At 63.1% G+C, this 24,487-nt stretch carries 20 protein-coding genes and 5 tRNA genes; 7 read left to right on the top strand and 18 right to left on the bottom strand.

Annotated elements, in window-relative coordinates; all coding sequences use genetic code 11:
• The first annotated feature begins 1 nt into the window (after position 1).
• Genes CAG22_RS06810 through lpdA form a run of 3 tightly spaced genes read left to right on the top strand, consistent with a single transcriptional unit; the run spans position 2 to position 3,729 of the window.
• The gene (locus CAG22_RS06810; RefSeq protein WP_015271253.1) at positions 2-1,060 is read left to right on the top strand and encodes an alpha-ketoacid dehydrogenase subunit beta; all 1,059 of its coding nucleotides are present in this window, start codon (positions 2-4) and stop codon (positions 1,058-1,060) included.
• Positions 1,061-2,347 (top strand): dihydrolipoamide acetyltransferase family protein, encoded by a 1,287-nt coding sequence (locus CAG22_RS06805; protein WP_085691652.1) that lies wholly within the window; start codon positions 1,061-1,063, stop codon positions 2,345-2,347.
• A gap of 2 nt (positions 2,348-2,349) precedes the next feature.
• Positions 2,350-3,729 carry a dihydrolipoyl dehydrogenase gene (gene lpdA / locus CAG22_RS06800; RefSeq protein ID WP_085589062.1) on the top strand — a complete coding sequence of 460 codons (1,380 nt, stop codon included), beginning with the start codon at positions 2,350-2,352 and terminating at the stop codon, positions 3,727-3,729.
• Positions 3,730-3,934: 205 nt separating this feature from the next.
• Here the strand turns inward: lpdA and CAG22_RS06795 are convergent, their stop codons facing one another.
• Positions 3,935-4,933 (bottom strand): diguanylate cyclase, encoded by a 999-nt coding sequence (locus CAG22_RS06795; protein WP_085705025.1) that lies wholly within the window; start codon positions 4,931-4,933, stop codon positions 3,935-3,937.
• A 251-nt stretch (positions 4,934-5,184) separates the two neighbouring features.
• Positions 5,185-6,063 (bottom strand): LysR family transcriptional regulator, encoded by an 879-nt coding sequence (locus CAG22_RS06790; RefSeq protein ID WP_085705023.1) that lies wholly within the window; start codon positions 6,061-6,063, stop codon positions 5,185-5,187.
• Positions 6,064-6,184: 121 nt separating this feature from the next.
• Here CAG22_RS06790 and CAG22_RS06785 point away from each other — a divergent pair, with 121 nt between their 5' ends.
• Together CAG22_RS06785 and CAG22_RS06780 are read left to right on the top strand one after the other, a co-directional pair.
• Positions 6,185-6,919, top strand: coding sequence for an AzlC family ABC transporter permease (locus tag CAG22_RS06785; RefSeq protein ID WP_085705021.1), 735 nt, complete (start codon positions 6,185-6,187; stop codon positions 6,917-6,919).
• Positions 6,916-7,242, top strand: coding sequence for an AzlD domain-containing protein (locus CAG22_RS06780; protein ID WP_085705019.1), 327 nt, complete (start codon positions 6,916-6,918; stop codon positions 7,240-7,242). The genes CAG22_RS06785 and CAG22_RS06780 overlap by 4 nt, the downstream gene beginning before the upstream one ends.
• Before the next feature lie 188 nt (positions 7,243-7,430).
• On the opposite strand, the gene CAG22_RS06775 is transcribed toward CAG22_RS06780, so the two are convergent.
• The 3 genes from CAG22_RS06775 to phnN all read right to left on the bottom strand — a co-directional run bounded on the left by CAG22_RS06775 (position 7,431) and on the right by phnN (position 9,839).
• Positions 7,431-8,759, bottom strand: coding sequence for an MFS transporter (locus tag CAG22_RS06775; protein WP_085589083.1), 1,329 nt, complete (start codon positions 8,757-8,759; stop codon positions 7,431-7,433).
• 298 nt (positions 8,760-9,057) lie between these two features.
• Positions 9,058-9,134 (bottom strand) — tRNA-Arg (locus CAG22_RS06770).
• A 111-nt stretch (positions 9,135-9,245) separates the two neighbouring features.
• Positions 9,246-9,839 carry a phosphonate metabolism protein/1,5-bisphosphokinase (PRPP-forming) PhnN gene (gene phnN, locus CAG22_RS06765; protein ID WP_085589085.1) on the bottom strand — a complete coding sequence of 198 codons (594 nt, stop codon included), beginning with the start codon at positions 9,837-9,839 and terminating at the stop codon, positions 9,246-9,248.
• Positions 9,840-10,184: 345 nt separating this feature from the next.
• Between phnN and CAG22_RS06755 the strand changes: the two genes are divergently transcribed.
• A complete protein-coding gene (locus tag CAG22_RS06755) occupies positions 10,185-10,511 on the top strand; it encodes an Arc family DNA-binding protein (RefSeq protein ID WP_012273554.1) in 327 nt (108 codons plus the stop codon).
• Between the two features lie 210 nt (positions 10,512-10,721).
• On the opposite strand, the gene mgtE is transcribed toward CAG22_RS06755, so the two are convergent.
• From mgtE to alaS, 8 genes are all read right to left on the bottom strand, one after another.
• The gene (gene mgtE / locus CAG22_RS06750) at positions 10,722-12,164 is read right to left on the bottom strand and encodes a magnesium transporter (protein ID WP_025340118.1); all 1,443 of its coding nucleotides are present in this window, start codon (positions 12,162-12,164) and stop codon (positions 10,722-10,724) included.
• 456 nt (positions 12,165-12,620) lie between these two features.
• Positions 12,621-12,697, bottom strand: a tRNA-Arg gene (locus CAG22_RS06745).
• Between the two features lie 73 nt (positions 12,698-12,770).
• Positions 12,771-12,847 (bottom strand) — tRNA-Arg (locus CAG22_RS06740).
• 71 nt (positions 12,848-12,918) lie between these two features.
• Positions 12,919-12,995 (bottom strand) — tRNA-Arg (locus tag CAG22_RS06735).
• A 106-nt stretch (positions 12,996-13,101) separates the two neighbouring features.
• Positions 13,102-13,192 (bottom strand) — tRNA-Ser (locus CAG22_RS06730).
• A 72-nt stretch (positions 13,193-13,264) separates the two neighbouring features.
• Positions 13,265-13,453, bottom strand: a complete 189-nt coding sequence (gene csrA / locus CAG22_RS06725; protein ID WP_003254503.1) for a carbon storage regulator CsrA — start codon at positions 13,451-13,453, stop codon at positions 13,265-13,267.
• 166 nt (positions 13,454-13,619) lie between these two features.
• Entirely contained in the window at positions 13,620-14,855 is a 1,236-nt protein-coding gene (locus tag CAG22_RS06720; RefSeq protein WP_013973645.1) for an aspartate kinase, read from the bottom strand.
• Positions 14,856-15,100: 245 nt separating this feature from the next.
• Positions 15,101-17,725, bottom strand: a complete 2,625-nt coding sequence (gene alaS / locus CAG22_RS06715; RefSeq protein WP_025340119.1) for an alanine--tRNA ligase — start codon at positions 17,723-17,725, stop codon at positions 15,101-15,103.
• 265 nt (positions 17,726-17,990) lie between these two features.
• Between alaS and CAG22_RS06710 the strand changes: the two genes are divergently transcribed.
• The gene (locus CAG22_RS06710; protein ID WP_085705017.1) at positions 17,991-19,271 is read left to right on the top strand and encodes a M91 family zinc metallopeptidase; all 1,281 of its coding nucleotides are present in this window, start codon (positions 17,991-17,993) and stop codon (positions 19,269-19,271) included.
• Positions 19,272-19,292: 21 nt separating this feature from the next.
• On the opposite strand, the gene astE is transcribed toward CAG22_RS06710, so the two are convergent.
• Genes astE through astA form a run of 5 tightly spaced genes read right to left on the bottom strand, consistent with a single transcriptional unit; the run spans position 19,293 to position 24,481 of the window.
• Positions 19,293-20,300, bottom strand: a complete 1,008-nt coding sequence (gene astE / locus CAG22_RS06705) for a succinylglutamate desuccinylase (RefSeq protein WP_075045959.1) — start codon at positions 20,298-20,300, stop codon at positions 19,293-19,295.
• A gap of 10 nt (positions 20,301-20,310) precedes the next feature.
• Positions 20,311-20,601: a topoisomerase II gene (locus CAG22_RS06700; protein WP_003256592.1), complete on the bottom strand. Its 291-nt coding sequence runs from the start codon at positions 20,599-20,601 to the stop codon at positions 20,311-20,313.
• Between the two features lie 14 nt (positions 20,602-20,615).
• The gene (gene astB, locus CAG22_RS06695; protein ID WP_085705015.1) at positions 20,616-21,965 is read right to left on the bottom strand and encodes an N-succinylarginine dihydrolase; all 1,350 of its coding nucleotides are present in this window, start codon (positions 21,963-21,965) and stop codon (positions 20,616-20,618) included.
• Between the two features lie 23 nt (positions 21,966-21,988).
• On the bottom strand, positions 21,989-23,452 hold the full coding sequence (astD, locus tag CAG22_RS06690) for a succinylglutamate-semialdehyde dehydrogenase (RefSeq protein WP_085705013.1): 1,464 nt from the start codon (positions 23,450-23,452) through the stop codon (positions 21,989-21,991).
• Positions 23,453-24,481, bottom strand: coding sequence for an arginine N-succinyltransferase (astA, locus tag CAG22_RS06685; RefSeq protein WP_085589092.1), 1,029 nt, complete (start codon positions 24,479-24,481; stop codon positions 23,453-23,455).
• Between the last annotated feature and the right edge of the window lie 6 nt (positions 24,482-24,487).

The raw sequence follows: 24,487 nt of genomic DNA, 5'->3' as shown, positions 1-24,487 counted from the left end.
GATGAACGACCACAACAACAGCATCAACCCGGAAACCGCCATGGCCACCACTACCATGACCATGATCCAGGCCCTGCGCTCGGCCATGGATGTCATGCTCGAGCGCGACGACAATGTGGTGATCTACGGCCAGGACGTCGGTTACTTCGGCGGCGTGTTCCGCTGCACCGAAGGCCTGCAGAACAAGTACGGCAAGTCCCGCGTGTTCGACGCGCCGATCTCCGAGAGCGGCATCGTCGGCACCGCCGTGGGCATGGGTGCCTACGGCCTGCGCCCGGTGGTGGAAATCCAGTTCGCCGACTACTTCTACCCGGCCTCCGACCAGATCGTTTCCGAGATGGCGCGCCTGCGTTACCGTTCGGCCGGCGAGTTCATCGCCCCGCTGACGCTGCGCATGCCCTGCGGTGGCGGGATCTATGGCGGCCAGACCCACAGCCAGAGCCCGGAAGCGATGTTCACCCAGGTGTGCGGCCTGCGCACTGTCATGCCGTCCAACCCGTATGACGCCAAGGGCCTGCTGATCGCCTCGATCGAATGCGATGACCCGGTGATCTTCCTGGAACCCAAGCGCCTGTACAACGGCCCGTTCGACGGCCACCACGACCGCCCTGTCACGCCGTGGTCGAAGCACCCGCAAAGCGCCGTGCCCGATGGCTACTACAGCGTGCCGCTGGACAAGGCGGCCATTACCCGCCCCGGCAATGACGTGACCGTGCTGACCTACGGCACCACGGTGTACGTGGCCCAGGTGGCCGCCGAAGAAACCGGCGTCGACGCCGAGGTGATCGACCTGCGCAGCCTGTGGCCGCTGGACCTGGAGACCATCGTCGAGTCGGTGAAAAAGACCGGCCGCTGCGTGGTGGTACACGAGGCCACCCGCACCTGCGGCTTCGGCGCCGAACTGGTGTCGCTGGTGCAGGAACACTGCTTCCACCACCTGGAGGCGCCGATCGAGCGCGTCACCGGCTGGGACACCCCCTACCCCCACGCACAGGAATGGGCTTACTTCCCAGGGCCTTCGCGGGTAGGTGCGGCATTGAAAAAGGTCATGGAGGTCTGAATGGGCACGCACGTCATCAAGATGCCGGACATTGGCGAAGGCATCGCGCAGGTCGAGTTGGTCGAGTGGTTCGTCAAGGTCGGCGACATGATCGCCGAAGATCAGGTAGTGGCCGACGTCATGACCGACAAGGCCACCGTGGAAATCCCTTCGCCGGTCAGCGGCAAGGTGCTGGCCCTGGGTGGGCAGCCCGGTGAAGTGATGGCGGTCGGCAGCGAGCTGATCCGCATCGAAGTGGAAGGCAGCGGCAACCATGTGGATGTGCCCACCAAGGATGCGCCAAAGCCCGAACAGGTCGAAGCCCCCGCTGCCCCGGTAGCCGCCAAGCCAGAACCGCAGAAGGAAGCAAGACCGGCCGCGTGCCAGGCGCCCGTCAACCACGAGGCAGCCCCGATCGTGCCGCGCCAGCCAGGCGACAAGCCGCTGGCCTCGCCGGCGGTGCGCAAGCGTGCCCTGGATGCCGGTATCGAACTGCGTTACGTGCATGGCAGCGGCCCGGCCGGGCGCATCCTGCACGAAGACCTCGACGCCTTCATGAGCAAGCCGCACAGCACTGGCGGACAAGCGTCGAGCGGCTATGCCAAGCGCACCGACAGCGAGCAGGTGCCGGTGATCGGCCTGCGCCGCAAGATCGCCCAGCGCATGCAGGACGCCAAGCGCCGGGTCGCGCACTTCAGCTATGTGGAAGAAATCGACGTCACCGCCCTGGAAGCCCTGCGCCAGCAACTCAACAGCAAGCACGGCGACAGCCGCGGCAAGCTGACCCTGCTGCCGTTCCTGGTGCGCGCCCTGGTCGTGGCACTGCGCGACTTCCCGCAGATCAACGCCACCTATGACGACGAAGCCCAGGTAATCACCCGCCATGGCGCGGTGCATGTGGGCATCGCCACCCAGGGTGACAACGGCCTGATGGTGCCGGTGCTGCGCCATGCCGAAGCTGGCAGCCTGTGGAGCAATGCCGGCGAGATCTCGCGCCTGGCCAACGCTGCCCGCAACAACAAGGCCAGCCGCGACGAGCTGTCCGGTTCGACCATCACCCTGACCAGCCTGGGCGCCCTGGGCGGCATCGTCAGCACGCCGGTGGTCAACACCCCGGAAGTGGCGATCGTCGGCGTCAACCGCATGGTCGAGCGGCCTGTGGTGATCGACGGCCAGATCGTCGTGCGCAAGATGATGAACCTGTCCAGCTCGTTCGACCACCGCGTGGTCGATGGCATGGACGCCGCGCTGTTCATCCAGGCCGTGCGTGGCCTGCTCGAACAACCCGCCTGCCTGTTCGTGGAGTGAGCATGCAACAGACTATCCAGACTACCCTGTTGATCATCGGCGGCGGCCCTGGCGGCTACGTGGCTGCCATCCGCGCCGGGCAACTGGGCATACCCACCGTGCTGGTGGAAGGCCAGGCACTGGGCGGTACCTGCCTGAACATCGGCTGCATCCCGTCCAAGGCGCTGATCCACGTGGCCGAGCAGTTCCACCAGACTTCGCGCTTTGCCGGCCCGTCGGAGCTGGGCATCAGCGTCGCCTCGCCGCGCCTGGACATCGGCCAGAGCGTGGCCTGGAAGGACGGCATCGTCGACCGCCTGACCACCGGCGTCGCCGCCCTGCTGAAAAAGCACGGGGTCAAGGTGATCCATGGCTGGGCGAAGGTGCTCGACGGCAAGCAGGTCGAGGTCGATGGCCAGCGTATCCAGTGTGAGCACCTGTTGCTGGCCACTGGCTCCAGCAGTGTCGAACTGCCGATGCTGCCGCTGGGCGGGCCGATCATTTCCTCGACCGAAGCCCTGGCGCCGAAAACCCTGCCGCAGCACCTGGTGGTGGTGGGCGGCGGCTACATCGGCCTGGAGCTGGGCATCGCCTACCGCAAACTGGGCGCACGGGTCAGCGTGGTGGAAGCGCGCGAGCGCATCCTGCCGACCTACGACAGCGAGCTGACCGCACCGGTGGCCGAATCGCTGAAGAAACTGGGCATCACCCTGCACCTGGGCCACAGCGTCGAGGGTTACGAGGGCGGCTGCCTGCTGGCCCGTGATGGCCAGGGTGCGCAACTGCGCCTGGAAGCCGACCAGGTGCTGGTGGCCGTGGGCCGTCGGCCGCGCACGCAAGGTTTCAACCTGGAGTGCCTGGACCTGAAGATGAACGGCGCCGCCGTTGCCATTGACGAGCGCTGCCAGACCAGCATGCGCAATGTCTGGGCCATCGGCGACGTGGCTGGCGAACCGATGCTGGCGCACCGGGCCATGGCCCAGGGCGAGATGGTCGCCGAGATCATCGCCGGCAAGGCACGCCGTTTCGAACCCAGCGCGATCGCCGCGGTGTGTTTCACCGACCCGGAAGTGGTGGTGGTCGGCAAGACCCCGGAGCAAGCCAGCCAGCAAGGGCTGGACTGCATCGTCGCGCAGTTCCCGTTTGCCGCCAATGGCCGGGCCATGAGCCTGGAATCGAAAAGCGGTTTCGTGCGGGTGGTGGCGCGCCGTGACAACCACCTGATCCTGGGTTGGCAGGCGGTTGGCGTGGCGGTTTCCGAGTTGTCGACGGCGTTTGCCCAGTCGCTGGAGATGGGCGCGTGCCTGGAGGATGTGGCCGGCACCATCCATGCCCACCCGACACTGGGTGAGGCGGTACAGGAAGCGGCACTGCGCGCCCTGGGCCACGCCCTGCATATCTGACACTGAAGCGGCCGAGGCCGATTTGGCCCGCAGCGCCCAAGGCGTTGCGGGTCTTTTTTCATTCGGGCCTACGGCGGTCCGACACAAAACCTGAAACCACCGCGGTCTCTGTGGGAGCGGGCATGCCCGCGAAGCCCCCAACACGGTGTATGGCACCGGCTCCGCCGGTGTTCGCGGGCGCGCCCGCTCCCACAATGATCGCGATCTATTGGGCTATCGCGTTCTTGCCGTTCCCCTTGGCCCGGTACAGCGCCATGTCGGCACGCGCCAGCAGTGCATGCTGGTCCTCCCCTTCCTGCCATTGCACCACGCCGTAACTCATGGTCAGCTGGCAATCGCCCACCGGCTCCACCTGCACCATCGCCTGGCGCAAGCGTGCTGCCACCTCCAGCGCCTCGCCCAGCGAGGCCTGCGGCAATACGATGACGAACTCGTCCCCACCCCAGCGCGCCAGCAGGTCCTGCTGCCGCAGACAGGTACGCAGGACGTCGACCACCCGCACCAGCGCCGTATCGCCACGGGCATGGCCATAGCGGTCATTGATCGGCTTGAAGTCGTCCACGTCCATGGCTATCAGCGACAACGGCTGGCGAAAGCGCTGTGCACGCTCGCATTCCAGTTGCAGCGCCTTCTCCAGCCGATAGCGGTTGGCAATGCGGGTCAACGCGTCGCGCTCGGCCAGCTCGCGGTTTTCGTCCAGCTGCCGCTGCAACTGCTGGTTCACCCAGGACAGCTCGCGGGTGCGTTCGGCCACCTGGCTTTCCAGCGACTGGTTCCTCTGCTCCAGTTGCGCCACCAGGCGCTTGTTGGCGTCGATGTTGCGGTGGGCACCGAGCATGCGCGCCACCGAGCCGTCCTCGTTATGGGCGATGATGTAGCCGCTGTCTTCGATCCACAGGTAGCTGCCATCGTGGCAACGGCAGCGGTATTCGACCAGGTAATGCTCGTTGCGCTGGTTGATGTACGCCTCGAAATGCGCCATCACCCGCGGGTAGTCCTCCGGGTGGATCACGCTTTCCCAGGTGAGCACCGAGTTGGCCATGGAGTGGCTGGGGTAGCCGAGCATGGCGTACCAGCCCGGGTTGCGATAGACGTAGCCGGTATTGGCATTCCAGTCCCAGATACCATCGCTGATCAGATCGAACAACGTATGCAACTGCTGTTCACTGAAGCCGGCGGGTACCGGCCGGGTTTCCTGACTCATGGACGCTCTCCCTGATGCCCAGCCACAAGTGACATGCCTCTGACGGGCAAGCATATGCCTAGCGTGGCACCATCGGAATAGCCCCAACGCCCTATTTTCGCGGTGTTGACGACGGGCATGGCATTTGCCCCGTTCGGCCTCTGTGGGAGCGGGCGTGCCCGCGAAGCAGGCGCTGCGGTGTAGGGCACCGGCTTCGCCGGTGTTCGCGGGCACGCCCGCTCCCACAGGCACCGTACATGGCTTGGGTGCGCTCAAGCCAACTGCAACAGCGCGTCCTCCACGGCAGCAACCACCTGGTTGCCCTTTGCACCGGGCAGCCGCCATGCGGCGATGGTCATGCCCAGTGGCACCGCGCGGTCGATGGGGGCGACCAGTTCGCCGCTGTCGAGGTAGCGTTGCACCAGGCTTCTGCGCCCTATCAGCACCCCGGCGGCCAGCAAGGCTTGCTGCAGGGCGATCGAGTACAGGGAAAAACCCGGCCCACGGGCAACGAACTTGTGCCCGGGCATCACCGCCCCCGTCCACACCGCCCAGTCGTTCCAGCCCACGTCGGCGATGCAACGGGCGTCGGCAAGGTCCTCGGGCTTGGCGATGCTGGCGGCAAGGGCCGGCACGCACACGGGCAGGACTTCTTCCGTGGCTATCCTGCGTTGCCAGCGTTCGGGTTTTTCGGTGTAGAACAGGCACAGGTCGAACGGGCTGCGCTTCAGGTTGGGCGGCTCATCCACCGCCGTCACCGAGATCTCGATGGGTGCCAGCAGCCGGGTCAGTTCCGGCAGGCGTGGCCCTATCCACAACTGCGCCAGGGCAGGTGATGTGACGATATGCACCCGCTGCGGTGCGGCCAGGCGGCGCAGTGTGCGCGCGGCGGCTTCCACCGCGTCGAACGCCTCGGTGAACTGGCCTTTCACGCTTTCGCCCAAGGGCGTCAGGCGCACGCCTTTGGCGTGGCGCTCGAACAAGGCCGCGCCATATTCGCATTCCAGGGTCTTGACCAGGGCGGCGATGGCCCCTGGGGTCACCTTCAGCTCGAGTGCGGCACGGGCAAAACCGCCCAGGCGGGCTGACGCTTCGAAGGCACGCAGGGCATTGAGCTGCAGCGAGTGCCGGGTGGGAGTATCGAGGTACACGGTTTCAGGCCTATTTTTTTTAGGCCTACTATTCCAGAAATCTGACGTTGAGGCCAACTGTCGCGCGCATTAACGTGGACGTACCGCCCTTGCACCGTCTGCACACTTTCAAGGATTTCACATGCCGTATCCAAGCGGGACCCAAGCGTTCAGGCAAGGTGCCCACAGCGCCCTGCCATTGACCTCCGGCATCGTGCCCTTCGGCCTGATCACCGGGGTCACGGCGATCGGCATGGGCCTGTCGCCAACCGATGCCATCGGCATGACCTTGCTGTTCTACTCCGGTTCGGCGCAAATGGTGGTGATGCAGTTGATGCAAAGCGCCGCCCTGCCGGTGACCATGGTAGTCACCGCGCTGGTGATCAACCTGCGCTTCCTGATGTACAGCGCCAGCCTGGCCCCGCACCTGGGCCAGTTGCCGCGCCGCCACAAGTGGCCGATGGCGTACATGCTGTCAGACCAGTCCTTCGCCCTGTGCACGCTGAAGATGGGCTCGGGCGGGCTGGGGCAGCATGCCTACCCCTACTATGCCGGTACGGCAATCACCATGTTCTTCGGCTGGAACCTCTCGGTGCTGGCGGGCATGTACCTGGGCGCGAGCATCCCTGAAGACTGGTCGCTGGGCTTTGCCATTCCATTGTCATTCCTGGCCCTGTTGATACCCGGCATTCGCAATGCGGCCACGCTTGGCGCAGCACTGACCGGTGGCGTGCTCGCCGTGCTGGCCGCCAACCTGCCCTACAACCTCGGCCTGCTGGCTGGCGCGCTGGGCGGCATCATCGCCGGGCTGGCCATCGAGAGCTGGCAAAAACAGCAAACCGTGGCAGACGCCAATACCGAGCAGGAAGCATCATGAGCGAAACGACCCAGTGGATAACCTTCATTCTGATCGGCCTGGGCACCTTCGCCATCCGTCTGTCGTTCATCGAGTTGCACACGGTGCTGCGCATCCCCCCACTGTTTCGCCGCGCCCTGGCGTATGTGCCGGCCAGTGTGCTGGCGGCATTGGTACTGCCGGCTGTGGTATTCCCTGACCGGCAGGCGGGGTTCGACTGGATGAACCCGCAGATACCGGCAGCGATGCTGGCCGCATTGGTGGCGTGGCGTACGCGCAGCACGATGCTGACGCTGATTGTGGGCATGGGAGTGCTGTGGGCCTTGAAGCATTTGGGGATGTAGGATGCGTCAGCGCTGATATTCCTGCTCTACACGGCCCCTGTAGGAGCGGCCTTGTGTCGCGAAAGGGCCGCAAGGCGGCCCCAGGATTTTGGCTTCACAGCTGACATGGCCGGGGCTGCTGCGCAGCCCTTTCGCGACACAAGGCCGCTCCTACACGGCCAGCGTCCGCTCGGTGGCTTCTTGCAGTATCAGACCGCGCTGGCCTTGGCCAGGTCCAGCGAGCGTGTCTCCGGCGCCATCAGCCAGGTGCAGAGCAGCCCGACCATCGAAATGCCGAACGCCACGATCATGGTGTTGGCAATGCCGAGCGACTCCAGCGACATGGGCACCAGGTAGGTGCCGATGGCGGCACCGATACGCGACAAGGAGGTTGCCAGGCCAACGGCCGAACCCCGGACCTCGGTTGGGAACAGCTCGTTCGGGTACACGTACTGCAACACCTGCGCCCCGCCAATGAACAATGCATAGCTGCCGAACAGCGCCAGGGTCACCAGCCCTGCCCCGTCCGGGTACAGCCCCAGCAGCAGCAAGGCCAGGCCCGACCACAGGAAGCTGTGGATCAGCATGTTGCGCCGACCCATGGGGTTGATCAGCTTCACGCCCAGCAAGCAACCGAACACGAAGATGACGGTGATCGCCACAGCGCCCCACGCCGCCAGGTCACCGGTAAGGCCCATGGCCGAAAGGATCTTCGGGGCGAAGGCGTAGATGGCGAACTGCGGGATGATCGAGCAGGTCCAGAACATGCTGACGAAGAAGATGCGCTTGCCATAGCTGGAGTGGAACAGCGACCAGACCGACACCTTGCGAATCGACGGCGCTTCGGCCAGGTCGGTGATGGAAAAGCTGTTGCCATAAACCCTTTTCACTACCTGGTCGGCCTCTTCGATGCGCCCCTTGCTCAGCAACCAACGGGCCGATTCCGGGGTGCCGGCGCGCATGATCAGGAACAGCACGCCAGGCACCGCCGCACTCGCCAAGGCCCAGCGCCAGGCTTCCGGCCCCATGCTGCGCAGGATGAACTCACCGGCCACATAGGCCATGGCAGCACCGACGAACCACATCATCACCAGGCTGGCGAGAATCGAACCCCGCTGCTTGCGCGGCAGGAACTCGGCCAGCAGCGAAGTCGCCAGTGGGTGGTCGGCGCCAATGGCGACACCCAGAGCAAAGCGCAGGGCAATCAGTGCGGCGGCTGATGTGACCCAGAACTGGCCGAGAGAAAACAGCGTGAGTGCAACCAGTACCAGCACATACAGCGTCTTGCGGCCCAACCTGTCGGTAAACAGCCCACCGACGAAACCGCCGAAGAACATGCCAACCAGCGATGCGGCGGCTACCAGGCCCTCTTCGAGCACGGACAGTTGTAGCGACTGGCTGAGTTGCACCAGGACCACGCCAATGATGCTCAGGATATAGCCATCCAGAAACGGCGCACCCGAGGAGTAGATGGCGAGCTTCTTGTGGAAGCTGTTGAGCGGGGCGTCTTCCAGGGAAATATTATGTTTATTGGTCATGGGTTTGGCCTTTGTTGCTGCTCGGCGCAGACCGCCCGCAAGCGTTGGCCTGCGGGGAGATCCGATTATTATTGGAGTGCAATCGATCGCTGCTGAGCCATCCATGAAGCTCATGGCGAAGACAGTAAACTCACATGACCTGGGGTGATGTAAGGATTACTCCAAAGAATGCGACATCTCGGTCAAGCACATCGGGACGGCTGCGATGGCAGGCGAACGCAGGCACAAGCGAGCGGCATATGGAGCACGCCATCGTTGCTGGCCAACGCTGGGTGAGAGGGGTGTGGGAGATAGGAAATGGCGTCCCAGGCAGGAATTGAACCTGCAACCTTCCCCTTAGGAGGGGGATGCTCTATCCAATTGAGCTACTGAGACGCAAGTACCGGCAGCGGACGCTGCACAGCAGGACGGCCAGCATGTTAACCAGCATGCTGGCGTTTGTCATGCCTCACGCGGGCTTTTTCGCGTAATCCTTTTCTGCCAATGCTACACCTGCGGCAGCACGCCTTCATCACGCAGCAGCGCGAACAATGCCGCGACCGCGGTTTCCAGGGTGGTGGAGTTGTCCAGCACATGCAGCGACGGATCGGCCAGCGCCTGCAAGCGTGCATTACGTGCCAGGCGCTGCTCGACTTCCTCTGCGCTTTCCCGGCCGCGGGCCACCAGGCGCTCGCGCAGCACCTCGTGCCGGACCTCGACCAGCACTGCCAACAGGTTCGGGTAGCGCCGACGCGCCTCGGCCAGATAGGCCCGCGAACCATTCACCAGCACCGCCCTGCCCTCCGCCAGCCACTGGTCCACCTGTAGTGGAATGCCGTAATCCAGGCCATTGGCTCGCCAATGCATGGCGAACGCGCCTTGCGCGCGCAGTGCTTCGAACTGTTCGGCCGAGACTCCATGGGCGGCTTCGCCCTTGGCTTCGGCCGACCGGGTAATGACGCGACGGGCGATTTCCACCCCGGCGGCTGCCAATCGCTCACGAGAAGCATCGATCAGGGAATCTTTCCCGGAACCCGACGGTCCTACCAGATATATCAACCGGCCTGTCCCTGATTGGCGGTCGCTTGCGTCATGTTGCATAGCCACTATGCTCTATGGAGGGAAACCGGCACATTCTAGGGGCTTTCCCGGCCTTTTGCTGCGTTTTACCAGTTTTTGACGGCAAAAGTCTGACGATTGGGCAAGCTGGAGCATGTAAAACTTTTCAAACCAGTACTCATTTCTGATAATTGGTACTGGCACAAAGCCTTTATCCGGCTCACTATTTGTCACAGAATTGACGCCAAGGAAACGGCGACCATGAGGCAAGATGAGCATCCATTTTTCACAGACGGTTGAACATTTCGTCGTCGCCACGGTCGTACTACCACCCCGTGCGGCCAATTTGAGAACCGCTTCCCCTGAACCAAAATCCGGTCAATTTATATGCGCCCAATGAAACAGGCTATTTATTCGAGCCGCACCGCTGACAAGTTCGTCGTCCGCCTGCCAGACGGGATGCGTGAGCGCATTGCCGAGGTAGCGCGCAACCATCACCGCAGCATGAACTCCGAAATCATCGCGCGCCTGGAACAGAGCCTTATCCAGGAAGGTGCGCTGGGTGACGAGTTGAGCATGCGCCTGGACAGCCCTGAACTGTCCCTGCATGAACGCGAGTTGCTGCAACGCTTCCGCCAACTGTCGCACCGCCAGCAGAACGCGCTGGTCGCCCTCATCGCTCACGATGTGGAAATGGCTACCGACGCCTCCTGAGGTTTGCAGCCGAACATGAAAAAGCCAGCGTAAGCTGGCTTTTTTGTGGATGGTGATCCTGCAAGAGACGCGATCCGTTTGTTTGTAGGAGCGGCCTTGTGTCGCGATGGGCCGCACAGCGGCCCCAGGATTTCACCAGCGCTGCGGAGATTGTTGGGGCCGCTGTGCGGCCCATCGCGACACAAGGCCGCTCCTACAGGGGACCGTGGGCTACAGCAGGAACAGCGTGGCCAGCCCGAGGAAGATGAAGAACCCGCCGCTGTCGGTCACCGCGGTAATCATCACGCTGGAGCCCATCGCCGGGTCGCGCCCCAGGCGCGTCAGGGTCATCGGGATCAACACTCCCATCAAGGCCGCCAACAGCAGGTTCAAGGTCATCGCCGCAGTCATCACCAGGCCCAACGACCAGCTGCCATACAGCCAGAACGCCACCGCACCGATCACCCCGCCCCAGATCAGGCCGTTGAGCAGCGATACCGCCAGCTCCTTGCGCATCAGGCGGCTGGTGTTGCCCGGCGACACCTGGTCCAGCGCCATGGCGCGCACGATCATGGTGATGGTCTGGTTACCGGAGTTGCCACCAATACCCGCCACGATCGGCATCAGCGCAGCCAGGGCCACCAGCTTCTCGATCGAACCTTCGAACAGGCCAATCACTCGCGACGCAACGAAAGCGGTAATCAGGTTGATGGCCAACCAGGCCCAGCGGTTGCGCAGCGAACGCCAGACCGAGGCGAAGATGTCTTCTTCCTCGCGCAAACCGGCCATGTTCAGCACTTCGCTTTCGCTTTCTTCACGAATCAGGTCGACCATTTCGTCGATGGTCAAGCGGCCGATCAGGCGTTCGTTCTTGTCCACGACCGGTGCAGATACCAGGTCATAACGCTCGAAGGCCTGCGCCGCATCATAGGCATCTTCCTCGGGGTGGAAGGAGACCGGGTCGGTCGCCATGACCTCCGCCACCTTCTTTTCCGGGTCATTGACCAGCAGGCGCTTGATCGGCAATACGCCCTTGAGAATGCCGTCATAGTCGACCACGAACAGTTTGTCGGTGTGGTTCGGCAGCTCTTTCAGGCGGCGCAGGTAGCGCAACACCACTTCCAGGCTGACGTCTTCGCGGATGGTGACCATCTCGAAGTCCATCAGCGCACCAACCTGCTCCTCGTCGTAGCTCAGCGCCGAACGCACGCGCTCGCGTTGCTGGGCATCGAGGGTTTCCATCAGCTCGTGAACAACGTCACGCGGCAGCTCAGGAGCCAGGTCGGCCAGCTCGTCGGCGTCCATTTCCTTGGCGGCGGCGAGCAGTTCGTGATCGTCCATGTCGGCGATCAGCGATTGCCGCACGGCGTCGGACACTTCCAGCAGGATGTCGCCATCGCGATCCGAGCGCACCAGCTGCCAGACCGTCAGGCGGTCTTCCAGGGGCAAGGCTTCGAGGATGTAGGCGATGTCGGCGGGGTGCAGGTCATCGAGCTTGCGCTGCAGCTCGACGAGGTTCTGGCGGTGGACCAGGTTTTCCACCAGGTCGTTGTGGGCGCCTTCCTGACGGTGGGTCAGGTCTTCGACCACGCGCTGGCGTTGCAGCAGTTCGACCACTTGGGCCAGGCGGTCCTGCAGGCTTTCCTGCGCTTTTTTTACTTCTACTTCAGTCATAGGCGAACTCCACTCCCAGCAGCGGAGCACGCCGGGAGAATCAATCGGTCAGATCTTTCTGTATGAATCTTGTTAGCGAGTAACTACTGGGTAAGTCCATGGTGGTTTTCCACAAGCCCCGGCGGGGCTGACGGGCGCAATCATACACTGCTAAAGCTGTCAGATCGCTTAAAATTTTGGCCAGAACAATCGTTTGCGTGATAAAGCTGGGACAACGCTCGAAGCTGTCAGTGCGACGGTTGTCATGGGTGGGAAAGCACATTCATTTCAGAAGTGTGGCGCCTGGTCGATTTTGGGGCCGCTGCGCGCCCCATCGCGACACAAGGCCGCTCCCACAGAAGAGCGCGGCACCTGCACCACAATCATTACAGAAGAGCTTAGATCGACATCACCAACAATTCATTGGCGCGGAAAAACAAAAAGCCCGCTCAAATGAGCGGGCTTCTTGATTTGGTGTGGCGGACTCAGGAGGATTCGAACCTCCGACCGCTCGGTTCGTAGCCGAGTACTCTATCCAGCTGAGCTATGAGTCCGTGGTGGTATTTTTTAGACCAGGTTACCACTGGTTGGTTGAAGTGCCTTTGCAAGCAGAGCCACTTCAAAAAGTGGCGGACTCAGCAGGATTCGAACCTGCGACCGCTCGGTTCGTAGCCGAGTACTCTATCCAGCTGAGCTATGAGTCCGCGATGGTAGTTTTAGACCAGATTACCACTGGTTGTTTGAAGCAGCCTTGCAAACAAAGCCACTTCAAAAGTGGCGGACTCAGGAGGATTCGAACCTCCGACCGCTCGGTTCGTAGCCGAGTACTCTATCCAGCTGAGCTATGAGTCCGTGTCTTGCCGCGCATTATAGGTCGCTGAAACATTTTTGCAAGAACTTTTTCGTTTAAAATCAACTACTTAGCGTTCTTACCGTTTACAGCGCCCTAAGCGAATAATGGCGGTGAAGGGGGGATTCGAACCCCCGATACCCTTATGAGGTATACTCCCTTAGCAGGGGAGCGCCTTCGGCCACTCGGCCACCTCACCGCAACACGAGGCGAATATTAAACAGGCTCTTCCTCGTTTGCAACCCTTTTTTTGAAAAAAACTTCAAAAAAATTAAAGGCTTGGCTCCTCGTCCTTCTCTTTCTTGATCCGCAGGTAGATTTCCTCGCGGTGCACAGCCACTTCTTTCGGGGCGCTGACGCCAATACGCACCTGGTTGCCTTTGACGCCGAGCACCGTCACGGTGATCTCGCCGTCTCCAATGATCAGGCTCTCGGCGCACCGACGAGTCAGAATCAACATAGCTTTCTCCTTACGCAAAACATTCAGGGGTAACAGTCTTGGGTGTCGCGACCTGGTCGTGGACGACGACCAGGGGCCCGGTTACTCGCCACACAGGGCAGGACAGGCCTGTGTAGCGAGCAGAAACGCGAAGGGCGCGGCAAGCCGCGCCCTTCCAGGCAGCGTATTACTCGCTCTGTCGTGCCGGAGCGTCGAGCTCGAACGCGGTGTGCAGCGCGCGTACGGCCAGCTCCAGGTACTTCTCTTCGATCACGACCGAAACCTTGATCTCGGAGGTGGAGATCATCTGGATGTTGATGCTCTCCTTGGCCAGGGCTTCGAACATGCGGCTGGCAACACCGGCGTGCGAACGCATGCCGACGCCGACGATCGAGACCTTGGCGATCTTGGTGTCGCCGATCACTTCACGGGCACCGATTTCGCGGGCAGTGTTTTCCAGCACGCTCTGCGCCTTCTCGTACTCGTTGCGGTGTACGGTGAAGGTGAAGTCGGTGGTGTTATCGTGGGCAACGTTCTGCACGATCATGTCGACCTCGATGTTCGAGGCGCTGATCGGGCCGAGGATCTTGAAGGCCACGCCCGGGGTGTCCGGCACGCCGCGAATGGTCAGCTTGGCTTCATCACGGTTGAAGGCGATACCGGAAATGATCGGCTGTTCCATGGATTCCTCTTCATCAATGGTAATGAGGGTACCCGGACCCTCCTTGAAGCTGTGCAGCACGCGCAGCGGAACGTTGTACTTGCCGGCGAACTCCACCGAACGGATCTGCAGCACCTTGGAACCGAGGCTGGCCATTTCCAGCATCTCTTCGAAGGTGATCTTCTCCAGGCGCTGGGCCTGTGGCACAACGCGCGGGTCGGTGGTGTAGACGCCATCGACGTCGGTGTAGATCTGGCACTCGTCAGCCTTCAGCGCAGCCGCCAGGGCCACGCCCGTGGTGTCGGAGCCACCACGGCCCAGGGTGGTGATGCTGCCGTGCTCGTCGACGCCCTGGAAGCCCGCTACCACGACCACGCGGCCTTCCTTGAGGTCGGCACGAATCTTCTGGTCGTCGATCTGCAGGATGCGCGCCTTGTTGTGCGCGCTGTCGGTGAGAATGCGCACCTGGTTGCCGGTGTAGGACACCGCTGGCACACCACGCTTGATCAAGGCCATGGTCAGCAAGGCAATGGTTACCTGCTCACCGGTCGACACGATCACGTCCAGTTCACGCGGAACCGGCTGATCGGTGATCTGCTTGGCCAGGTCGATCAGGCGATTGGTTTCACCGCTCATGGCCGACAACACAACCACCAGGTCGTCGCCCGCCTCACGGTGTTTCTTGACCTTATCGGCTACCTGCTCGATCCGCTCGATGGAACCGACAGAGGTGCCGCCAAATTTCTGTACGATCAACGCCATTTCAATGGTGCCTCAGCCCATACAGGGCCCCAAAAAACAATCCAACATGAAGAGGCCGGATGGGAGTGGCCTGTGTGGCTAATTCTTGCACCCAAATTCGGCACCAGGATTCGCCTCGCTGCGTTGCCACTCCTCGCCGTAGCCCGGCTACGACTCGTCGCGGCGCCTTGCGCGGCAAACCCTGGCACTCGAATTTGAGCGCAAGAATTAGCCGTACAGGCCACTAGACCGCCGGCCCCCTCATCTCAAAGTCCCTGCTCTGCGAATGGCACGGCCAGCGCCAGGGCCTGGTCCAGTGCAGCGACGTCGACGCCACCACCCTGGGCCATGTCCGGACGGCCACCGCCCTTGCCACCCACCGCCGCAGCGGCTTGTTTCATCAGATCGCCAGCCTTGAGTTGGCTGGAGAGGTCCTTGGTCACGCCGGCCACCAGCACGACCTTGCCCTCATGCTCGCTGCCCAGCAGGATCACTGCGTGGCCGAGCTTGTTCTTCAGCTGATCGACCAGCGCCAGCAGGGCCTTGCCGTCCTGCCCATCCAGGCGGGCGGCGAGCACCTTGGCGCCCTTGACCTCAACGGCCGCATTGGAGAGATCATCCCCGGCGGCGCTGGCGGCCTTGGCCTGCAGCTGTTCCAGCTGCTTCTCCAGCTGACGGTTGCGCTCGAGCACAGCCGACAGCTTGTCGATCAGGTTGTCGCGATTACCCTTCACCAGCTGCGCGGCTTCCTTGACCTGCTCTTCGGCAGCGTTCAGGTAGGCCAGCGCAGCAGCGCCGGTGACCGCTTCGATACGGCGCACGCCAGAGGCTACGCCGCCTTCGCTGATGATCTTGAACAGGCTGATGTCACCGGTGCGCTTGGCGTGGATACCGCCGCACAGCTCCACCGAGAAATCGCCGCCCATGCTCAGCACACGCACGGTGTCGCCGTACTTCTCGCCGAACAGCGCCATGGCACCCTTGGCCTTGGCGGTTTCGATGTCGGTCAGTTCGGTTTCCACCGCAGTGTTCTTGCGCACTTCGCGGTTGACGATGTCTTCCAGGGCCTTGATCTGCTCCGGTTTCACCGCCTCGAAGTGGCTGAAGTCGAAACGCAGGCGCTGGCTGTCGACCAGCGAGCCTTTCTGCTGTACGTGCTCGCCCAGCACCTGGCGCAGCGCTTCGTGCAGCAGGTGGGTGGCGGAGTGGTTCAGCGAGGTGGCGTGCTGCACGTCGGCATCGACCTTGGCCTGAACCGGCGAACCGATCACCAGCGCACCGCTGGCAACCACGCCGTGGTGCAGGAAGGCACCACCGGTCTTGGTGGTGTCGCGCACGTCGAAGCGCGCAGCGCCAGCCTGCAGGTAGCCGGTGTCACCCACCTGGCCACCGGATTCGGCGTAGAACGGCGTGCGGTCGAGCACGACCACGCCCTGCTCGCCTTCACCCAGCTGGTCGACGGCCTGGCCGTCCTTGTACAGGGCGATGATCTTGCCCTGGCCTTCGGTGGCCTCGTAGCCGAGGAACTCGGTGGCGCTGTCGACCTTGACCAGGCTGTTGTAGTCCATGCCGAAGGCGCTGGCGGAACGGGCGCGCTCACGCTGGGCGTCCATCTCGCGCTCGAAGCCGGCTTCGTCGATGGTCAGCTCGCGCTCGCGGGCGATGTCGGCGGTCAGGTCCATCGGGAAGCCGTAGGTGTCGTACAGCTTGAACACCACGTCGCCCGGCACCACCTCGCCCTTCAGCTGGGCCAGGTCCTGCTCGAGGATGCGCAGGCCCTGCTCCAGGGTCTTGGCGAACTGTTCTTCTTCAGCCTTGAGCACGCGTTCGATGTGCGCCTGCTGGCTGTTCAGTTCCGGGAAGGCCTCGCCCATTTCGGCGACCAGCGCGGCGACGATCTGGTAGAAGAAGCTGCCTTTGGCGCCCAGCTTGTTACCGTGGCGGCAGGCACGACGAATGATGCGGCGCAGCACGTAGCCACGGCCTTCGTTGGACGGCAGCACGCCGTCGGCGATCAGGAAGCCGCACGAACGGATGTGGTCGGCGACCACTTTCAGCGAGGCCTGCCCCTCATTGCCGCAACCGATGGCCTTGGCCGCGGCCGACAGCAGGTTCTGGAACAGGTCGATCTCGTAGTTCGAGTGCACGTGCTGCAGCACGGCGCTGACGCGCTCCAGGCCCATGCCGGTGTCCACCGACGGCGCTGGCAGCGGGTGCAGCACGCCGTCGGCGGTGCGGTTGAACTGCATGAAGACGTTGTTCCAGATCTCGATGTAGCGATCGCCGTCTTCTTCCGGCGAGCCGGGTGGGCCGCCCCAGATGTCCGGGCCGTGGTCGTAGAAGATCTCGGTGCACGGGCCGCATGGGCCGGTGTCGCCCATGGTCCAGAAGTTATCGGAGGCGTACGGGGCGCCCTTGTTGTCGCCGATGCGCACCATGCGCTCGGCCGGCACGCCGACTTCCTTGGTCCAGATATCGTAGGCTTCGTCGTCAGTGGCGTAGACGGTGACCCAGAGCTTTTCCTTGGGCAGGTTCAGCCATTTTTCCGAAGTCAGGAAGGTCCAGGCGAAGGTGATCGCATCGCGCTTGAAATAGTCACCGAAGCTGAAGTTGCCCAGCATTTCGAAAAAAGTGTGGTGACGCGCGGTGTAACCGACGTTTTCTAGGTCGTTGTGCTTGCCACCGGCGCGCACGCACTTCTGGCTGCTGACGGCACGCGTGTAGGCACGCTTCTCCGCACCGAGGAAGCAGTCCTTGAACTGGTTCATGCCGGCATTGGTGAACAGCAGGGTCGGGTCGTTGTTCGGGATCAGCGAACTGGAGGCGACTCGGGTATGTCCCTGCTCTTCGAAGAAGCGAAGGAAGGCTTCACGGATTTCTGCGCTTTTCATAGGTTCTTCCACGGAAACGGCGGCCGTTTGGGCTAATACGTCGAATCGACGAAACGACGGCAAAGGGCGCCATTATATCCAGCCTGAACGGGAGATACAGTGTGTTTGTACACCAGAACAGCAATCGGCGGATGAAAAGCCGTTCATGAGCACGGCCAAGGCGGAAAAGCAGACCTGCAGGCCCACCCATGCGGTACATAAGCAACACCTGACCCGCGCAGTGGAACGGGATCCTGCCGGCCCACCCTCACTGCCGGAGCACTCCATGCCTGAGCTGAACCTCTCCAAACTCCACTCGGACCCGCATCCGCTACCCCACGGCATCATGCAGGCCAACCCGAGACCGATCTACTACATCGACGCACGGGAACCCGGCCACTCGCAAACCGCCTTCGACAATAACGAAGACAACCCTCGGCAGCAGACCGAGGTCAAGTACATCCAGGCCGACGAAAATGTGCGAATCACCCTCGAACGCGCCTATCCATTGGGGCGGCGCTATCGCCGCAGCACCCAGAACAGCGAGCTGCTGGTCTTCAACGTGGCCCCGCGTGCGCTGCGCGCGGATGAGCAGCAAAAGCGCGTACGTATCGCCCCGCGCGAATGCCTGCTGGAAGTGACCATCAACGATGCGGTATTCATGGTCGCCGCGCATACCGCCCAAGCCATCGCCATTCGCCTCACCGATGGCAATCACCACGTCGTCATCGCCCCGGAGGTGAAGAAGACGGTGCTGATCGACATGATCGGTAGCGGCAACAGGATCGAGACCGGCGCAGGTATCGTCCACATCGATGCCCATACCGGCACGCACCAGATTGTGGTCGGTAGCGGCCCGGTACTCATCGACAAGGGCGACGCGGTTGTCAACGTCACGGGGCACCGCCTGCTTGGCCGCGAGTCCTCCAGGGTCGAGCTCTACCGCGATACCGAAAACGATGCACGACTGGCCCGGCCCGTGACGCCCGAACATCAGGCCCTGGGCAATATCGGCGTGCGAGTGACGGGTAGCGACCCGTTCAGGCAAGCGGCACAGGATGCGCTGGAGCTCCTGCGCAAACTACCCTGCGGCCAGGCGCTGCTGGCGGCCCTGGATAAAAAGGCCGGGCAGTCCGGGACACCGATCAGCCTGATCGAAGCATCCAGACACCAATTCACGACCTATGCACCCAGCGACCACGAAGAAGATGAAGACGAAGGCCACTTCATCATCGACGAAAACCAGAGTAGCTGGGGCTACAGTGGCGGCACCCTGGCATACAACCCAGGCTGGTCGACCGCTGCGCAACTGCCACTACTCGACCTTTACCGCTGCCTTTGCCAAGGCTGGAACTCGATGTCAGGCACCGTCTTTCCGGGCCAGACCGAGGTTAAAGGCAAAAACGGCGCTTATCCGGTGGACAACCTGCTGCTACAGAGCATCGGCTTACCCACCGATTGCAGGTTCACATTCGGCGGCAGCACCGCCCTGAACACCAACCCACCCGCCTTCACTGAAAACGGACTGCGCCAGGCGCTGCAACTGGAGCTGCGCACACAGCCGTGAGCCCAGGGTATCGGGGCCAGCTCAGCCTAGTCGCTGGCCGGAGTCAGGAACGATCAGAATCCCCGCCCTGAGGCCATTCTTGACCTTGGGGTTGGGGAAGATGATGCGCGCGCCCTCCTCCTCGACTACCCAGCGCGTCTCGGCCAGGTCTTCGGCCAGCAGGTAACCCTTGCTCAGCTCGGAGAAATTCTCGATGTCCGCCGGCAGGTGCAGGTGGAAGCTGTCGCTGTGCTTGATGATCTCACGGGACACGCTGAACAGCTGCAGGCCATCCAGAGAGCCTTCGCCCTGTGGCTCGGTGTCTTCGATGATGTGGATCAGCCTCGCTTCCAGCTTGTCGAGGTTGACCAGCTCGTTCTGGCCGAACGGTCGAGCCTTGCCCAGTTCCAGGGTAAAGGCCTCGGCCTCCAGCTGCTCGTAGGTGAAGGCGCTGAAGGTGATGGAGGATTTGCTTTGCAGCAACACCGCCTCCATGCCCGCCGCCGCCAGGCGTGCCAGCTCGCGACGGGAATGCTTGCGCCCCTCTTTATAAGGGTACAAGGCGAACTGCTCGATCTTTGAGCCGCGGATGGCGGTATGCAGGTCGTAGTGCAGGCGGTTGCGCCCCGGCTTGCTGAAGAACACCCTGGCGAACTGTTCCAGCTCGGCGGCACGCAATGCCTCGAAGCCACTGGACAGCTCGTGGCGGCCGTTGAACAGGCGGTTGATGTCCTGCTCGATGAAGCGCTCGCCCTTGCGGATCGCTGCCGGGTTGCCGAACAGGAACAGCACCCGGGCCTTGGGTTTGATCTTGCCGTTGGCCACGCCATGCAGCAGCCGCTCGAGCAACTCGATCGGTGCCGTTTCGTTGCCGTGGATGCCGGCGGACAACAGCAAGTCCAGCCCGCAATCCTCGTTTTCGGCCGGGCGCACTTCGAGCGCGCCCTCCCCCAGCCAACGCAAACGCGCGCCCTTGGGTGTCACTTGGGTCTTCTCGGCCGGTTCGTGATCGGTGAGGGTCAGCTCAAGCAATTTGCCAAGGGCGAGCATAGGTACTTCCTTAGTGGTGGTGGCCGCAGTCGGGGCCATGGACGTGATCGTCGTCTTCGCCGACCTCCGCCGGTTCCATTTCCAGCTGCAGGCTGACCAGGTTGGTGGCCATCGGGCGCAGCAGCAGGTTGGCGTACTCGGTGTCGTCTTCCTCGACATCCACGCCGATCAGCAGCTGGCCACGACCATCCTGCTGAATCCACACTTCCTTGCCTTGCCAGACCACAGCAAAGCGGGTGCAGGAAGTTTCCAGCTGGGTGCCGTCTTCATCTTCCAGGATAAGGCGCAGGGCGTCGGTCATTGCAAAGTCTCTCTTCAAGGTTGGCGTTGGAACGGATACACCGAGCCCAACTTCAGGATCTGGGTCAATTCGTCCAGTGCCGTACGGCATTCCACCAGCAACTGCGGGTCGGCCAGGTCCGCCTCGCCAAGGCGATCGCGGTAATGCTTGTCGACCCACTGCAACAGGGTGTCGTACAGCGAGGCGGTCATGATAACGCCTTGGTTGACCGCTGCCAGTTCCGTTTCCTTCAACGCCACGCGCAAACGCAGGCAAGCCGGCCCACCGCCGTTCTGCATGCTCTGCTTGAGGTCGAACACCTTGACCTCTTTCACCGCGCCGCCCTGGCTGGTCAACTGGCCCAGGTAGGCCCAGACCCGCTCGTTGTTGCGGCACTCTTCCGGCACCACCAACAGCATGGAGCCGTCGTCGCGGCTGAGCAGCTGGCTGTTGAACAGATAGGAACGCACCGCGTCCTCCACCGTCACCGCTGCCCGCGGCACGCAGATGGCCTGGAAGTTGCCACCCTTGCTGGCCAGTTTAGCTCGCAGCTGGCCAAGTACCGCGTCGGTGTCGAGGAAAGCGTCCTCGTGGTAGAACAGCACCTCGCCGTTGCCCACCGCAATTACATCGTTGTGGAACACGCCCTGGTCGATCACGGCCGGGTTCTGTTGAGCGTAGACCACGCCGTCATCGCTCAGGCCATGCAGCCGGGCCACAGCCTGGGAAGCCTCCAGGGTTTGCCGGGCCGGGTACTTCTGCGGCGCCGGGTAGCGGCTGTCGAAGGCGCTGCGGCCGTAGACGAAGAACTCCACGCCGGCCTCGCCATATGCACGGCAGAAGCGCGTGTGGTTGGCTGCCCCCTCGTCACCGAACTGTGCCACGGCAGGCAGTGCCTCGTGGTGGGCAAAGTGCTTGTCGTTGCTGAACATGGCACCCAGCACTCGGCTGGTGGTCGGGTGCTCGATGCTGCGGTGGTACTTGCAGTTGAGGTTGGCAGCAGTGAAGTGCACGCGGCCATCGGCAGTGTCGGCACTGGGGCTGACCGTGGCGGCATTGGCCACCCACATGCTCGAGGCCGAGCAGCTGGCCACCAGCAATGGCATGGCCTCCTTGGCGGCACGCTGGATCACTTCGGCATCGCTGCCGCTGAAGCCCAGGCGGCGCAGTGCGGCCACGTCCGGGCGCTCCTGCGGCGCCAGCACGCCCTGCTTGAAGCCCATGTCGGCCAGCGCTTTCATCTTCGCCAGGCCCTGGCGCGCGGCTTCGCGCGGGTTGGAACCCTGCTGGCTGTTGCTCTGCGAAGCCACGTTGCCGTAGGACAGGCCGCCATAGTTGTGGGTAGGCCCCACCAGGCCATCAAAATTCACTTCATAGGATTTCATCGGCTAGGCTCCGTGACCTGTTGTTATAGGGTGACGCCCGGCGTCAGGGTTGCCGGCAAGGCAAGGCTGGCGGTCTCCAGCGAAGCCACGGGGTAAGCGCAGTAGTCCGCTGCGTAATAGGCGCTGGCGCGATGGTTGCCACTGGCGCCCACGCCGCCGAACGGTGCACTGCTGGCGGCACCGGTCAGTTGCTTGTTCCAGTTGACGATGCCAGCGCGGCTGCGCAGCCAGAAGTACTGGTAACGGGCGCGGGAGTCGGACAGCAAGCCGGCAGCCAGGCCGTACTGGGTGTTGTTGGCCTCATCGATGGCGGCATCGAAGTCGGCATAGCGGATCACCTGCAGCAGCGGGCCGAAGAACTCTTCGTCCGGGCGCTCGGCCACCGCGGTGACATCGACAATGCCCGGGGTCAGCAGTGCGGCATCGGCCTGTGGCTGGGTCATTTCCAGCAGCTTGACGGCGCCCTTGGCGACCAGTTCGGCCTGGGCTGCAATCAGCGCCCGCGCTGCCTGCAGCGAAATCACCGAACCCATGAACGGCGCCGGCTGCTGGTCGAACGCACCGACCGTGATGGATCTGCTCACCTCGACCAGGCGCGTGATCAGCGCATCGCCCCAGGCGCCTTGCGGCACCAGCAGACGGCGGGCGCAGGTGCAGCGCTGGCCGGCGGAAATGAACGCCGACTGGATAATGGTGTACACCGCCGCATCGAGGTCCTTGACCTCGTCCACCACCAGCGGGTTGTTGCCGCCCATTTCCAGGGCCAAAATCTTGTCCGGGCGGCCGGCGAATTGATGGTGCAGCAGCTTGCCGGTGCGGCTGGAGCCGGTGAAGAACAAGCCATCGATACCCGGGTTGGCGGCCAGCGCCACACCGGTTTCGCGCGCGCCCTGCACCAGGTTGAGCACACCCGCCGGCAGCCCGGCGGCAATCCAGCAATTGACGGTCAGCTCGGCGACCTTGGGCGTCAGCTCACTGGGCTTGAACACCACGCAGTTGCCCGCCAGCAGCGCCGGCACGATATGCCCGTTGGGCAGGTGGCCGGGGAAGTTGTAAGGGCCGAACACCGCCACCACACCATGGGGCTTGTGCCGCAGCACGGCCGTGGCATCGGCCAGCGGGCCGCTCTTTTCGCCGGTGCGCTCGCGGTAGCTCTGCACCGAGATCGCTACCTTGTTGATCATGCTGGTGACTTCGGTCGCCGACTCCCACAGGGGCTTGCCGGTTTCCTCACCGATGCACTGGGCCATGGCTTCGGCATGCGCTTTCAGTTGCGTGGCGAACTTCTCCAGCAAATCGATACGCGCTTCCAGGCTCAATTGCGCCCACGCCGGGAAGGCCTGACGGGCTGCCTGCACGGCGGCATCCACCTGGCTGGCGTCAGCGCCCTGCCCCTCCCAGACGACGGCTTGCGTCACCGGGTTGAGCGACTGCAGGGTTTCGCCCTGGCCAACCTGCCAATTGCCTGCGATGTAATGCGTGGTCATTTACTGGGCCTCCCGGCTTGCCGACAGCGGCACGGCGCGCACGTTGTCGCCGGCGCCCATGCGCAGGCGCTTGGCGGTCAGGGGGTCGACCACCAGGGTACCGGCAGCCAGCCGCGCAGGTGCGGCCGTGATGCGACAGTCGTCGCGCTTGCGGTTGTGGATGATGTAAGGCGTCGCGTCATCGCCCGGCGTGCCCACCGCCAGCACCAGGGTCTGGCTCTCGCGCACGGCGCGGATCTTGGAGGTGTCGCACTCGATGGCGGGGCCGGCGTCGAAGATGTCGACGTAGCCCTGGTAGTTGAAGCCTTCCTGCTTGAGCATCGCCAGCGCCGGCTCGGTGTCCTTGTGCACGCGGCCGATCACGTTGCGCGCCGCTTCGGACAGGAAGCAGGTGTACAGCGGGAACTTCGGCATCAGTTCGGCAATGAACGACTTGTTGCCCACGCCGGTGAGGTAGTCGGCCTGGCTGAACTCCATCTTGAAGAAGTGCCGGCCCAGGCTTTCCCAGAACGGCGAGCGGCCCTGCTCGTCGGACATGCCGCGCATTTCGGCGATGATCTTCTTGCCGAACAGCTCGGGGAACTCGGCGATGAACAGCATGCGCGCCCGCGACAGCAAGCGGCCGTTGAGGCCGGAGCGGTAGTCGCTGCGCAGGAACAGCGAGCACAGCTCGGAGTTGCCGGTCAGGTCGTTGGCCAGGAACAGGGTGGGGATTTCGCGGTAGATCTTCAGCTCCTGCGAGGCGCTGACGGTCAGGCCGACCCGGTAGTTGTACCAAGGCTCGCGCAGGCCGACGGCACCGGCGATGGCACTGATGCCCACCACCATGCCTTCGTCGTTTTCCAGCACGAACAGGTAGTCGGTGTCGCCACGCTCGGCTTCGCCGCGGAAGCTCTTCTCCGCCCAGCCAACGCGATGCCCCAGGCGCTCTTCGTTGGCCGGCAGCGTGGTCAGCCCGGTGGTACCGGTGCTGCGTGCCAATTCGATCAACGCAGGCAAATCGCTGCTGCGTACAGGACGAACGATCATGCTATC

Source organism: Pseudomonas sp. B8(2017) (genome assembly GCF_002113575.1).
GTDB classification, from domain to species: Bacteria; Pseudomonadota; Gammaproteobacteria; order Pseudomonadales; family Pseudomonadaceae; genus Aquipseudomonas; species Aquipseudomonas putida_Z.
This window is presented reverse-complemented; position numbering and strand designations above follow the sequence as displayed.